General features: G+C 64.4%; 14 protein-coding genes. 3 read left to right on the top strand and 11 right to left on the bottom strand.

Features of this window, described 5'->3' with window-relative positions; genetic code table 11:
* Positions 1-85: 85 nt before the first annotated feature.
* From VIQ49_RS23340 to VIQ49_RS23320, 5 genes are all read right to left on the bottom strand, one after another.
* On the bottom strand, positions 86-1,564 hold the full coding sequence (locus tag VIQ49_RS23340) for a DUF2079 domain-containing protein (protein WP_331888975.1): 1,479 nt from the start codon (positions 1,562-1,564) through the stop codon (positions 86-88).
* Positions 1,565-1,653: 89 nt separating this feature from the next.
* Positions 1,654-2,859 carry a DNA polymerase IV gene (dinB, locus tag VIQ49_RS23335; protein ID WP_331888974.1) on the bottom strand — a complete coding sequence of 402 codons (1,206 nt, stop codon included), beginning with the start codon at positions 2,857-2,859 and terminating at the stop codon, positions 1,654-1,656.
* A 51-nt stretch (positions 2,860-2,910) separates the two neighbouring features.
* Positions 2,911-3,732 (bottom strand): hypothetical protein, encoded by an 822-nt coding sequence (locus tag VIQ49_RS23330; RefSeq protein ID WP_331888973.1) that lies wholly within the window; start codon positions 3,730-3,732, stop codon positions 2,911-2,913.
* Positions 3,733-3,775: 43 nt separating this feature from the next.
* On the bottom strand, positions 3,776-4,744 hold the full coding sequence (gene ppk2 / locus VIQ49_RS23325; RefSeq protein ID WP_331888972.1) for a polyphosphate kinase 2: 969 nt from the start codon (positions 4,742-4,744) through the stop codon (positions 3,776-3,778).
* Positions 4,745-4,911: 167 nt separating this feature from the next.
* The gene (locus VIQ49_RS23320; protein ID WP_414731699.1) at positions 4,912-5,409 is read right to left on the bottom strand and encodes a DUF6764 family protein; all 498 of its coding nucleotides are present in this window, start codon (positions 5,407-5,409) and stop codon (positions 4,912-4,914) included.
* A 277-nt stretch (positions 5,410-5,686) separates the two neighbouring features.
* On the opposite strand from VIQ49_RS23320, the gene VIQ49_RS23315 reads away from it, so the two are divergent.
* Positions 5,687-6,124: an SRPBCC family protein gene (locus VIQ49_RS23315; protein WP_331888970.1), complete on the top strand. Its 438-nt coding sequence runs from the start codon at positions 5,687-5,689 to the stop codon at positions 6,122-6,124.
* Positions 6,125-6,134: 10 nt separating this feature from the next.
* On the opposite strand, the gene VIQ49_RS23310 is transcribed toward VIQ49_RS23315, so the two are convergent.
* From VIQ49_RS23310 to VIQ49_RS23295, 4 genes are all read right to left on the bottom strand, one after another.
* Positions 6,135-6,335, bottom strand: a complete 201-nt coding sequence (locus VIQ49_RS23310) for a DUF3263 domain-containing protein (RefSeq protein ID WP_331888969.1) — start codon at positions 6,333-6,335, stop codon at positions 6,135-6,137.
* A gap of 112 nt (positions 6,336-6,447) precedes the next feature.
* On the bottom strand, positions 6,448-6,927 hold the full coding sequence (locus VIQ49_RS23305; RefSeq protein WP_331888968.1) for an FCD domain-containing protein: 480 nt from the start codon (positions 6,925-6,927) through the stop codon (positions 6,448-6,450).
* 8 nt (positions 6,928-6,935) lie between these two features.
* On the bottom strand, positions 6,936-8,975 hold the full coding sequence (locus VIQ49_RS23300; protein ID WP_331888967.1) for a CocE/NonD family hydrolase: 2,040 nt from the start codon (positions 8,973-8,975) through the stop codon (positions 6,936-6,938).
* Between the two features lie 127 nt (positions 8,976-9,102).
* The gene (locus VIQ49_RS23295; protein ID WP_331888966.1) at positions 9,103-9,696 is read right to left on the bottom strand and encodes a helix-turn-helix domain-containing protein; all 594 of its coding nucleotides are present in this window, start codon (positions 9,694-9,696) and stop codon (positions 9,103-9,105) included.
* 96 nt (positions 9,697-9,792) lie between these two features.
* Between VIQ49_RS23295 and VIQ49_RS23290 the strand changes: the two genes are divergently transcribed.
* Positions 9,793-11,001, top strand: a complete 1,209-nt coding sequence (locus tag VIQ49_RS23290; RefSeq protein WP_331888965.1) for a cytochrome P450 — start codon at positions 9,793-9,795, stop codon at positions 10,999-11,001.
* A 40-nt stretch (positions 11,002-11,041) separates the two neighbouring features.
* Positions 11,042-12,478 (top strand): AarF/ABC1/UbiB kinase family protein, encoded by a 1,437-nt coding sequence (locus VIQ49_RS23285; RefSeq protein ID WP_331888964.1) that lies wholly within the window; start codon positions 11,042-11,044, stop codon positions 12,476-12,478.
* A gap of 37 nt (positions 12,479-12,515) precedes the next feature.
* On the opposite strand, the gene VIQ49_RS23280 is transcribed toward VIQ49_RS23285, so the two are convergent.
* Together VIQ49_RS23280 and VIQ49_RS23265 are read right to left on the bottom strand one after the other, a co-directional pair.
* On the bottom strand, positions 12,516-12,944 hold the full coding sequence (locus VIQ49_RS23280) for a PPOX class F420-dependent oxidoreductase (protein WP_331888963.1): 429 nt from the start codon (positions 12,942-12,944) through the stop codon (positions 12,516-12,518).
* Between the two features lie 416 nt (positions 12,945-13,360).
* Positions 13,361-13,740: zinc-binding dehydrogenase (locus VIQ49_RS23265; protein ID WP_331888962.1), on the bottom strand; the 380-nt coding region annotated here is incomplete at its 5' end.

Raw genomic sequence — 13,740 nt, 5'->3', positions numbered from 1 at the left:
TCATTTCGGCACGCTCGGCGGTGATGTTGGCACGCTCGGTGGTCATTTCGGCACGCTCGGCGGTGATGTTGGCACGGTCGGCGAGTCAGCGGTGGCGTAGCAGGACCACGCCGTCGTGACTGTCGACCTCGCGGTACTGGCCGCCGGCTTCGGTCTGTTCCAATGCCTTCCGGACACCGTCCGGACTGGTCGGGAACATGTTGTAGGTGTTCGTGTCGACGATGATCCAATCCGGCACGGACCGGTCGCGGCTCAGCCTCGGGAACAATGTCACGTCGTAGTCGGAGACCAGTTTGGGCGCGATGTTGTTGGTCGCGGCCACTGAATCGCCCTTCGGGATCTGCCGGGCGACCAGGTCGACCGATTGCGCGGCTGTCGCCGGGTCATAAAAATCGCGTTCGGCCAGGCGGTGCAGCGGACCGCCGGCGGCCAGTGCCAACGCAACCACGGCTGACCCGGCGGCGAACCCGGTGATCACCCGCCGCGACCGGCCCTGCCGCTTCAGCGACATCAGGGCATCGATCATCGCGACGAACATGATCGGCATCAGGATGGCGTCGTAGTGGTAATCGTCCGACCAGTAGAGGTGGTTGGTGCTCCAGAACCGCCACGCGATGGTCGGGATCGCGATCAGCGCGACGGGCGATCGCAACGCCAGGAACAACGTGATCACGAGCAGCATGAACGCTGTGGAGGCCCGGGCGTCGCCGGCCGCGAATCCGAGGACGAACTCCTTCGCGCCGTCCGTCGGGGACTCGGCGAACTTCGTGTCATACGAATAGTCACCGCTGCCGAGCGCCGGAATGACAACCTTGGCGGCAAACGCGGTCCAGGCCAGACCCCACACCGCGGTGCCCGCGGCCCAACGGTAGGCCGGTTTACCGCATCGCCACGCCACCACCGCTGCCAGCACCGCCACGGTCAGACCAAGATCTTCCTTGCAGAAGACCAGCGGCAACGCGTACAGCAGCGCCGCCCGCCACCGCTCCTCGACGAGTGCAACAACACTGAAGGCCAGCAGTGGTACCGCCAGTGCGATCTCGTGGAAGTCGAACGCCAAGGCGTGAGCGATACCCCACGACAACCCGTAGGCGATCGCGATCAGCACGCCGATGACCACACCCAGGTTCTTGGTCGCCAGCCGCACGATGGGTACCGCGGCGACGGCGAACAGCAGTGCCTGGACCACGAGCAGCGTGATCGGGCTCGGGAACACCCGGTAGATCGGGCCGATCAGCGCGATCCACGGCTGAAAGTGGTCGCCCAGCAGGTTGACGTCGGTGCCTTCGAGGGGCACGATCGGCGCCTCGAAACGACCGTAAGCGCTGACGGCCTGCGTGAATATGCCCAGGTCCCAGCCAGTGAATCCGAGCCGCTCGAAACGCCTGACCGCATAAACGATGTAGACGACCGCCAACACGGCAAACGCGCCGAACGCCACCACCCAGGGGGCGCTCCAGCGCCGTGGATCAACCAGTTGTTCCCGTTTGGTGCGGAGGTGTGGTTGTTCGTCGAGCTCATCTCCGGTTACGTCACCGGCGTCCGTCACGGTGGATGAAGCCATTTTGCCACCGTAGCGTGGCTCGGGACCGGACGCCGACGGCACCGGCGCCGATTGTCTCAACCGCATCAACGAGATCGGCGGTCGTGTGGTCAGTCGGGCAGTATCGGCACCTGCATACCCTCGCTCCTGCCGATGAGTACGGCGCGGGTAACCGCCTTGGATCCGAAGCGATCCCGCAGGGTGTCGACCGTGATGTCCAACTTCTCCTGGTGGTGCTCTTCGAAGGGCAGGGCCAGCTGCACGACGTCCCGGCCGGACAAGTTGGTGAACGAGACACCCAGCAGCGTGCACCCTTTGGCCTCGATCATCGGTATGGCGGCGTCGAGGATCTTCCGCGACGCCGTCATCAGGACGTCGGTGCGATCGGTCGACTCGTAGAGCGTGTGCGATCGGGTGGCGCGCGTGAAGTCATCGAACCGCAGGCGCAGGATCACGGTGCGCGTCATCCGGTCGGCTGCGCGGAGCCGTTTGCCGAGCCGGTCGATGATCGCGACCAACGTGGCCTCGAGTTCTCCGGGAGTTTTCGCCCGGCGACCCATGGCTCGCTGCGAGCCGATCGACCGGCGGCGCCGCCCGACCTCCACCCGCCGTGGGTCGCGGGCCATCGACAGCGCGAAGAGGTGGCGACCGGCACCCGACCCGACCACCGAACCCAGCAAGGGCTCGCCCACCGACGCCAGATCTCCCACGGTGCGCAAGCCTGCGCTGTGGAGTTTGGCAGCGGTCACCGCACCCACGCCCCACAGCCGTTCGACCGGAAGCGGATGCAGGAACTCGAGCTCTCTGCCGCGCGCGACCTCGAGCAAGCCATCGGGTTTGGCCACGGCACTGGCGACTTTGGCCAGGAATTTGGTGCTCGCGATCCCGACCGTGATCGGCAGCCCGACCTCGGTGGCCACCCGAGCCCGCAGGCGGGCACCGATCTCCAACGGCGCACCGCTGATCCGGCGTAGGCCACCGACATCGAGGAATGCCTCGTCGATCGAGATCCCCTCGACGATCGGGGTGGTGTCCCGGAAGATCTCGAAGACCGCTTTGCTCGCCTCGCTATAGGCCTCGAACCGCGCCGGCATCACCACTGCGCGCGGGCACATCGCCAGTGCTTCGCGGCCGTTCATCGGTGTGCGGATGCCGAAGGCCTTGGCCTCATAGCTGGCGGCGAGCACCACCCCGCCACCGACGATCACCGGACGGCCGCGCAGTTCCGGGTGATCGCGCTGCTCTACCGAGGCATAGAACGAATCGAGATCGGCATGCAGGATGCTCGACTGTTCGCGTTGCTCGATCCGGGACACGAACACATGTTCGCATGAGGCTCTGACAACACGGCCCCGCGCGGAACGCGACTAGCGCCGCCGTTCCAGCATCGCCGAGACCACCACGCCGACCACGGCCAGGACCACGCCCGCGACCGCAGCGATCAGGCCGATCCGCTGCATGCTGTCTGCGACCTCATCGATGATGAGCTCGGCGACTTCGCGCGCCGATCCCTCCGCGCCGGAGACCTCGTCGAGTGCGCGTCGCTCAGCGAAGTCACCCAGCAACCACGTCAGCACTCCACCGAGGAGTACACCGAATCCGACTGCGGCCAGGACCAATCCACGACGCCGCGCCACCACCAGCGCACCGATCGCCGCGACCACCGCGATCACCAGCGCACCGAAGGCGATGTACCCGATCTGATCTCCGAGATCGTGGTAGCGCCCGGCCTCGAGGCCCGCCGCGGCGGAGTCACTCAGCGGCACCTCGATGGGACCGGTGACCTCGATGCCGCTGAAGATCCCGTCATCGACGATGCGGTTCACCATCGGCGTCAGGTCCAGCGACATCACCTGACCTTCGTCTTCAGGGGTCGCCTCTTTGAAGAGCCAGTCGTGTTGCTGGTTCATCGCCTCTGTGAAATCGAGTTCGAAGTCGTCACTGCGGGTGTAGGCGTCCGCGAGCGGCCGGATCAGTGCCTCCGGAACCAATGGCGCAGAAGCAGCAACCTGCACGGTGATCTCGTCGGCGATGTGCTCTTGCACCTTCGGATTGTCCGCGAGCGGGGACACCATGCTGCTGAAGCCATCCCGGTCGACGAGATTCGAATTGACCCAGAATGCCGGCACCGCAATGGCCGCGGCGACGATCGCAACAAGACTGAACAGGGCAGCAAGGAAGGAACGCACCGACTCAGGCTACCGATCCGTCGGCGTGAAACGCGGCAACGTCCTATTCATCGAGGATGTCGCTACCTCGACCCACGATCAGCGGATCGGGACTGCCGACGATCTCGTCGTCTCTGTCGTCATAGTCGTAGAGGCTCAGCACATACCGCATGGCGTTGAGACGGGCACGCTTCTTGTCGTTGCTCTTCACGACGGTCCACGGTGCATGGTCGGTGTCGGTGCCGGCGAACATCTCCTCTTTGGCCGCGGTGTACTTGTCCCATTTGTCCAGGGAGGCAAGGTCCATCGGCGACAGCTTCCACTGCCGCACCGGGTCGACCTGCCTGATCGCGAACCGGGTGCGCTGCTCCAGCGGCGACACCGAGAACCAGAACTTCACGAGCTTGATGCCGTCGTCGATCAGCATCTCCTCGAACAGTGGAGCCTGGTGCAGGAACTGGGCGTGCTGCTGGTCGGTGCAGAATCCCATCACCCGTTCGACGCCGGTCCGGTTGTACCAGGAGCGGTCGAACATGACGATCTCACCGGCGGCGGGCAGGTGCTGCACGTAGCGCTGGAAGTACCACTCGGTCGATTCCCTCTCGCTCGGCTTCTCCAGGGCAACGACCCTGGCGCCGCGGGGATTGAGGTGCTCCATGAAACGCTTGATCGTGCCACCCTTGCCCGCGGCGTCACGCCCCTCGAAGACCAGCACGTGGCGCTGGTTGGTCGCTTTGATCCACCGCTGGAGTTTGAGCAACTCGATCTGCAGCAACCGTTTTTCGAGCTCGTACTGATCGCGGCCCATACGTTCGTCGTAGGGGTAGTCCTCACGCCAGGTGTCTATGACGTTGCGCCCTGGCAGGGTCAGCAGACGGGGATCGTCGTCATCGCGGTCGTCGACCAAGAATTGGGTGGTGTCAGCGAGGTCGACGATCTTCTGCAGTGCCTCACGTCCGGCAACAACGCTGAAGTCGGGTCCGATGTCGGGATGATCGGGGCCAAAATCCGATAGACGCAGTATCTCGTTCACCGATTCAATCTAGTCTGAATCGCCGTTTGTCACGTGTCCACTCTGTAAATGCGGGACCAACGTCCAATGACGGAGAGGGTTCGCGGATACGCGAAGAGCGGCACCGTAAGCGGCACCGCTCTTCGTCGGGGGGTGCGGGGAGAAGGGCGCCCCGCACCATGTCTTTGTTATCTGGGAGTCGACAGCCAAATGCCTCCGGCGCCGATGCAGCCCTGTCCGGTGTTGGTGTCGACCGCGGCCGCGAAACTGCCGGTGCACTGTGCCCCATACGGTCCCGAGTAGGCGGTGCCGCCCCACCCGGCGATCGCCACCGACGTCCCGCCGGCACGCGCCTGGGCAACCGACATCCCACCGGGGCCGGTGGTCACCGCGTAGCCGGTGCCACCGGTGATCGCTCCCGACAGCGCCGCTGCGCCCGGCTGTAAGTTCAATGCGTTCGCGTTTCCACCGGTGTTCGATGACGCAACCGCCGTGCCGCCTCCGCTTCGATCTTCGGCCCTGGCCGTGCTTCCCGGCCCGGCATTGGCACCGCAGCCGCCGTTGCCGTCGACGTGTATGACGTTGTGCCCGTTGGACACCTGGCAGATGATCGGGTCCGCCGACGCGGTGCCCATCCCCGCGAAACCTGCCACCGCCAGCGCCCCCGCGCCGATGAACACGGCCACCGCGCGCCCGGCCCAAGAGCGCGAGCGGTCACCAAAACTACTAGCTTTGAACAAGTTTCGTCCCATCAAGAAGGTCAGAGAAATACAAGGCCCCCCAGGATTCCAGGCCTTGGAAGAGCCGACGTCATGCTGCGCGCCGACTACTAGGGACAGACCATACTCCCCGCCGCCGGTCCGCATCCGGATTCGATGACAACACTTCGGTCACAAACCGACGACAACCGGTCGGGCCCCGAAGATGACAGATATTGCGGCGCATCCGGTGTAATTTTCCCCCATGCCTGTGAATGCAAAGACCGAATTCGACATCGACGCGCCCCCGGCCGTCATCATGGAGATCCTGCTCGACGTGGAGTCCCTCCCGGACTGGTCGGGCCCGCACAAGAAGGCCGAGATCACCGAAGAGTACGAGGACGGCTCACCGAAGACCGTCAAACTCCAACTCCAGGCCGTCGGGATGACGGACCACCAACTCCTGACGTATTCGTGGACCGAGAACACCTGCACGTGGGACCTCATCGAAGCCGACCAACTGTCCCATCAGCACGGCCAGTACACCGTGACGCCCAACGGCAAGGGTTCACACATCGAGTTCGAGCTCGAGGTGGAACTGAAGATCAAGCTCCCCGGCCTTCTGGTCAAGCAGGCCCAGAAAACCGCACTCAACACTGCCCAGAAGGGCCTCAAGGAAGAGGCCAAACGCCGGCTCGCGTGATCGGACCCGACTACTTGGCCATCCAGAGCCGTCGGCGGACGACTCCACGCATCCTTTCGATCGCACTCGGCGAGAGTTGCTCAGGCGGACTCTCCTGGAGGAGATCGTTCACAGACGCAAAGTAGTCGCGATCCGACATTCCGAATCGCTCATGGATTTGGCCGGAGGGCCCACCGCCGAGGCGGTACCACTGGACTTCGAACTCCAACATTTCCTTCGCATCCGGTGCCAAGACCCGCTCCCTTCGACCATGTGACTCGAGTCACGAACAGTGACTGTAGTCACAGGGTAGCGCGCGGCGCCAGTAGGCACACCACATGGAATCACCGGAATCGGAAGGCGCCCTCGCGGGCCCGAATCACGTGTGCCTCTGGACCAATTCGGCAATTCGGTTGTCGCGGTCGGCGGCATGGTGCGCCAACATCGCCAGGCGTGCCGCGTCCCGGTCGCGCGCGCACCGCGGCGAGAATCTCCCGGTGTTCGGCGATCGGGCGCTCGAACGCCCCATCGGAATACGAGGGCTTCCACGGCGCGCCGAGTTCGATCTGGGCGTCCAGCCGATCGAGCAGATCGGTCATGGTTCGGTTGTGGGCGGCCTCCCGCAGGGCGGCGTGCCATTGCCGCAACGCGAGACGGACGTCTACCGGGTCCTCGTGCTGCATCGAACGGTCGAGGGCGTCCTGCAATCGGAGCAGGTCGACGTCGATGCGACGGTCCGCGGCCGCCGACGCCACCGCGGCGTCGAGCGCAGGCTGCGCCTCGAAGAGTTCGAGCAGTTCGTCGTCACCGCGTTGGGTGATCATGAATCCGGTCAGCCGATCGGCCGGTCGCTGGGTACGGACACCCAGCTCGGGTTCGCCGGATCGATCAGCACGTGTTCCGGCTTCAGTCCGCTGTCGTGGCTCACCGGCCCGAGACTCACCGCACGGGGCGCGTTCAGCGCATAGATGCTGACCCGCAATCGATGCCCCGGCTTCAGCAGCGCGTCCGTACCCAGTGTTCCGATGTCGAGATCCTGGATGGCCCCCGGCGTGACCGTCTCCCGCTCGCTCGCGTCGAGTTCGTAGTACGGATCGGTGAGATCACCGTTGGGGGCGTATCCGGATGCCGACTCCAGCAACTGGTTTCGGATGGACACCGTCATCGAGCCGGTGGTCAGAACGGTCGACGTACCGTCGGGTGCGACGTCACTGACGATCGCCGAGTAGAACCCGTCGGTGGCATCAACCTGGGTCCTCAGGTGCACGTTGATCGGGCCATTGATCGACGTGTCCTGCGGCACCGGCGGTGATGTGAAGGTGAGTGCGCCGCGTTCTGCGATTCTGTTGTCGCCCGTACAGAAGTCGAACGGGCTCAGGAACCCGATCTGATCCCGGTTGGTATCGCCTGAGCACAGGGTCGTGACACCCGGGCTCACAGTCCATTTCGCAGCGGTTCCCGGCCCTGAGGCGGCCAGGGTTCCGTCCTCGACCGATGTCGGCGACGTACCGCTGGCGGCAGACGTCAGGTAGAGCCGCCGGTGTTCCTGGCCGGCTCGGGGCATCGTGTCCGACTGCACCCAGTCACCGCCCTGCTGATGGCTTGTCGCGGTGCCGTACTGATCGATTCCGTTGTCGACGCCCTTGATCCACTTGTCGAACCAGGCCCGTTGCAGCACCCCCATCGGCGGCGGCTCGCCGGGACCACCGAGCATGTCCCAGCCGTTCGTCACGTGCTCGCCGGTGCTCATCACGAGCTTCTTCTTGTCGGGGGTCAATGACGTCAACCGGTCGAGCGCACGCCATTCGAAATTGGTGAACAGATCCTGCCAGCCACCGACGATGAAGGTGGGAACCTCGACCTGGGCCACATCGGTGGTCAGCGCGTCGCGGTACGCCGAATTGATCTGGACCAGTTCCTTTGTCCGGCCGGTCAGCGATTCCGCATTCGGTGCGGCGAGCCCCTGGAGGTACTCCTGGGCGAAGACCGCCGGGTTGTTGAGGCGATCGGATAGCCAGACCGGATCGAATTCACCGCGCAGCAGACTCGGCACGTCGGGGATCACCTTGGTCGCGTTGACCGCGAACAACCACAACGCGAGGAATCCGGCACCGTACCCTGACCCCGGCGCGACCACGTCGGCGACGATGTCGCTCATCGGCGCCGCCGGGAAGATCGCCTTGAGCCCCTTGGGCTTTGCCGACGCGGCCTGGAGTTGATTGATCGCCGAGTACGAATACCCCGACATCCCGAGGTCGCCGTTCGAGTAGGGCTGGGTCCGGGCCCATTCGAGCACTTCGAGTGTGTCCTGCTGTTCACGTGGACCGAATACGTCCCAGACACCCTGCGAGGTCCCGGTGCCGCGCACGTCGACAACAACCTGCGTGTATCCGCTGCGGACCAATTGTGGGTCCACGGCGAACGAACTGACCAGGCCGCCGCTGGCCACCTTCAGCAATCGTTCGGTCCCCGATATCGGGGAGCCGGACAGGTCGATCCCCGCCAGGAAGTCGATGAGGGGTTCGGACAGTCCGGGGATATTCATCGCCACGCCGGCGATCATGCTGATCAGCTTGTTGTACGGCGTCAGATTGACGATCACCGGATTCTTGTCGGCGGTGGCCCGACCCGCGGCGTCCGCCGGACGATAGACGTCGGCGCGCAGCACCGTGCCATCGGACATCCGGATCGGCACGCTGGGCGTCACAGCGACACCGGCGTATTTCTGCGTACCCGAGGAATGAACCTCGGTCCACTCGGATGGATTGATCGACGTCGCAGCACCCGCCATCGGAACACTCGTCAAGCCCACCTGCAGCACCGCCAACAACGCAACGGCGACCACCACATGCCGTCCCCTGAAAATCGACATTCCCTCCGAGCCCCCGTCTTCTATGCAGTTGGTTCGCCCTGTCGACGAACACCTCCCCGATGTGATCCAGACCCCCACAAATCACATAGTGATGCACGACATAACTTGCTACCGGCGGGTAACTTTGTCAACCCAGCGATTCGATGCGCCCCGCTATCAATTCCACCCACTCCGCGATCAGGGCCCCGTCCTCAACAGAAAGTGGCTGCACACCAAGGAAGTCCCGCATCGTCCGGTGAGCAAAAAGTGCATTGAGGGCTACCGCCGCGATCGCTTCGGCCTGGTCGCGGCCGGCGGCGGGCGCGCGCTGCGCGACCCAATCACTCATGCCGCCATAGGTTTCCTCGATCAGAGCGGCAAACGTGTCGGTCAGCTTTTGTGGGCGGTTCCGCAACTCCGAGGATGCGATTCGCAGCAACTGGGACTCTTCGTCGATGACCTCCAGCGTGTAGCGCCCCAGCACCAACAACTCCGACCGCAAGTCGGTCAGACCTTCGAAGATCTGGCGGATGTCGCGGAGCGCCCGCAGTCGATCCAGATGGCGGTCGATACCCGCCTCGAGCAGAAGTTCCTTCGACCGGAAGTGGTGGTAGAGGCCGCCGGAACCGGGCGCGAGACCCGCGGCGGCCTCGATCTGGGCAACGCTGGTCGCGCGATAACCCTGCTCGCCGAACAGTCGCATCGCCTCGCCGATGAGGCGATCTCTTGTCGACGCGCTCATGACCGCTGCCAACAAATGTCCATTGACTCCTCCTAAGTGCTCACTTAGTCTAGCCAAGTAGACCACCCAAGTGTCCACTTAGGAGTGCGGATCACAATGACTGCCGACACCGAACCAGGATCCATCACCCAGGCCTGGTCGCCGTGGCGTGCCGACGACGTCTACGCCGCTTACCAGGGTTGGCGAGATCAGCACGGTCAGGTCGCGTGGGACGACCAGGCGCAGAGCTGGTTCGTGGTCGGATATCGGGCCGCTCGGGAGGTCCTTGTCGGCCGCGACTGGAGTAGCGACCCGATGTCGTCCGATGTCATCCGGCGGATGCTCGAGGAGCAAGGGATCGGCGACTCCGCGTTCGGCGGGAGCATGCTCACGGCCGACCCACCCGATCACTCGCGTCTACGTGATTCGGTTCGTGATGTCTTCACACCGAACTACGTCTCGGCACTGGCCCCCGGGATCGAAGCCATCGCCGCCGACACCATCGACTCGCTGCCGACCGGGCAACCATTCGATTTCATGGCGAGCATCGCCAAACCGTTCCCCATCGCCGTCATCGCCGAATGGCTCGCACTCGACCTCGATACGACTCGCATCCTGTGGACCGAGGCCGCAGAGCTGGTGCGGCTTCTCGACGGCGTGCTCCAGCCGGGGCAATCGGCGCCCGACATGGGAGCGCTCACCGCCCTCATCGCCGAGTTCCTGCCACTGGCGGCCGCCCGGCGCGAAGACCCCGGCGACGACCTCCTGAGCCTCCTCGCCGTCGATACGACCCTCGATCTCGAGGAAGTGGTGGTCAACGCGATCCTACTGGCGATCGCAGGCCACGAGACGACGGCAAACATGTTGGGAAACAGCATGATTCGACTCCTCGCGGAAGCCGAAGGAGGTCGTCTCACCGACCGGATCGACCTCACCGCACCCGAAGTGGTCGGCGAGTTGTTCCGGCTCGAGGGACCAGCGCACGCGGTGGGTCGCACTGCACTGCGGTCCCACGACCTCGAGGGCTGCACCGTCGAGGCGGGGCAACGGGTGGTGGTTGCCATCGCGGCAGCCAACCGGGATCCCGACATCTTCGATGATCCCGACTCGTTCCGCATCGATCGCACGGAAGCCCCCGGCCACCTCTCGCTGGGGTTCGGGCGGCACCGCTGCCTCGGGGCCGCCTTGGCCCGGCTGGAGACCGACACAGCGTTGCGTCGAGTCCTCGACCGGGATCCGATCCTGGTGGGCGCGCCCGGAACCCACCGTCCGTCAGTGATCTTGCGCGGGCCGCAAACGGTGCCGATGGTCTTCCGCGCCCCCTGATCCCCCCTACCAACGGTGAACTCTCTCCCGAGGAGTACTGATGAATGATCAACCACCTCACGATGAGCTGGATCGATTCCGTTCCGTACGCGCGGGGCGGGTACGCCGCACACTGCCCGTGGTGGGCTTCGCCGCCCGGGCAGCCGGCGGTCGCGTCGTTGCGGGCCTGCGTGCGGGTACCGGCGATCGTGACGCCATCGATCGCTTCCACGAGCGCACATCGGACCGGTACGCCGAGCTCCTCGGACACTCCAAGGGAGTGCTGATGAAGGCGGGGCAGCTGCTGTCGACCTTCAGCGTCGACGGCGCTGCCATCGGACCCATGAGCACGTATCAGCAAGCCTTGCAACGTCTTCAGGCCGACGCTCCGCCGATGGACTCGTCGTGCGTGCGCGATATCGTTGAGGCCGATCTCGGTGCGTCGCTCGACGAGCTGTTTGCCGAGTTCGCCGTGGAGCCGATGGCAGCGGCATCGATCGGCCAGGTCCACGAGGCCCGTCTGGACGACTGTCGCCGTGTTGCCGTCAAGGTTCAGTACCCCGGTGTCGCGCAGGCAATTCGGGACGATCTCGCCAACACCGAACTGCTCGCGACGTTCCTCAAACTCGGTATGTCGCTGACGCCGCGGTCGATGCGCACCGATCAACGCGGCGCGGCCGCCGAATTGGCCGAGCGCATCGCCGAGGAAGTCGACTATCGCCGCGAGGCCCGCAACATCGAGCGCTTCGCCGACCTCTACCGCGACCACCCGTTCATCCGAGTGCCACAACTCATCTCCCACCTTTGCGGCACAAAGGTTCTGACAATGACATTCGTAGACGGGGTCTCGTGGTCGGAGGCAAAGGCCGCAGACGAAGACCTGCGTAACAGATGGGCAGAGTCCATCTGTGTTTTCGCGGCCTCGGCGTACCGGCACAGCAATCTCTTCAATGCCGACCCGCATCCCGGAAACTACCGGTTCGGCGCCGACGGATCGGTCGGATTTGTCGACTTCGGTTGTGTCAAACAGTTCCCGGAGCATGTTCGGCGCGGAATCGTCACCATGTTCCGGGCTACCTGTGACGGCGATCGTGACAAACTCTTCCGGCTCATGAAGAATCACGGATTTGTCGACTCCGCCTCACAACTCACCGTCGACGAGGCCTACGAATGGTGGGCGATGTCTGCGGCGGCAGTGCTCGATGACCAACCGCACACCTTTGTCCCGGCCGACGGCACAGCAATGGTGCAATCGGTCTTCGACAGCGGCAGCCTCGGATCGGCCGTCCGCAAGATGAACGTGCCCAGCGACTACCTGATGATCAGTCGGATCAACATGGGTGTCCACGCGATACTCAGTGAATTGGGCGCCACGCTCGACATGCGTGATCTGACCGACACGCTCGACGGTGCCGCAGCGCCCCTCGGCCGGGCAGCGAAACTCCACGCCCACTGGGCATACGAGCGCGGGCTGCCGTTCGGCCTCGACGAACGTTGACCTGCCGGCACCGGGGACCTGGTCCGGGTGTCGCCGCTCAGCCGACTTGACCGTAGAAGTGTTCGGCGTGGAGGCGGATCACCAGCCGCTGGTCGTCGACCATCGCCTGCGCGTATTCGTCCCAGTCGGGATGTTCGCCCGAGATCTCGCGGTAGAGGTCGATCAATTCCGACACCGTGTCGTCGTCACAGGTCTGCGAGGCGACCGGGCTCAGTTCCACGCGACCCTCGCCGACCGCGTACGACCAGCCGTCCTCGCTGCTGACGTGGAAACTGGCCCGCGGATCGCGCCGAAGGTTGGCAACCTTCGCCCGCCCCGCAGTCACCGAGATCCGAAAGATCCGCGTGCGTAGATCGAACGAGTAAGCCACCGTGGACAATTGCGGCATCCCGTTGCGCTTGATCGTCGCGAGGGTTCCTCGGCTGTGTTCGGTGATGAACTCGAGAAACGCTGATTGGTCGGTCATACGTCGACTATTCCCGGCGGGGCCATATCACCGCAAGTAGTCGTCGTCCGTGACGTGTTCGAGCCAGGTGGTGGTGGCCGCCGGATCGTCGGCGTTGTCGAGCATCGCCAGATGTTCCATGAACGAATCCGGCGATGCTCCGTGCCAATGCTCCTCACCCGGTGGACAATACACCGTTTGCCCGGGAGCCACTTCGACTTTTGGTTCGCCACGCGACTGGATTGTCGATATGCCGATATCCGACGTCCAACGCAGTGGTCACCGCTACGGCCGTCTCGTCAGGAGGTGTTTGGTAGACGCCAAAGCCGATCGCAGGCATGGTGATTCCGTTGTTGAGGACAGTATTTGTAGGTGTCATGGAGTTCACAGAATCCTTCCTTCTTTCGCTCGCCCACACTCTGTCGACGGGTTCAGTGTCATGGCCGGATCGCGACTTTCAGCGCTTCGCGGGCATCCGTGGCCGCGTAACCCTTCGAAGTCTCTTCGAGTCCGACGGTGCGGTCGAACACCTTGCCGGGATTCACAGTTCCGTCGGGAACCGCGGGCAGCAGGTGTCCGATGTAGGCGCGGACCGGGGCCGGCCCACCGGCGAGGGTGATGTTCGGACCGAACAGGCTGCCGAATCCGACTGGGGCGTCGTTGTATTGCGGAACACCGACGCGGCTGATCACGCCACCCGGGCGGATGACACCCGGGGCCTGGTCGTAGGCGGGGCGGTGTCCGACTGCTTCGAGCACGATCTCACACCCGAGTCCGTCGGTGAGGTCGCGGACTTTGGCAATGCCCTCGTCGCCAC

This window comes from Williamsia sp. (assembly GCF_036566845.1).
In the GTDB taxonomy this organism is placed as follows: Bacteria; Actinomycetota; Actinomycetes; order Mycobacteriales; family Mycobacteriaceae; genus Williamsia.
This window is presented reverse-complemented; position numbering and strand designations above follow the sequence as displayed.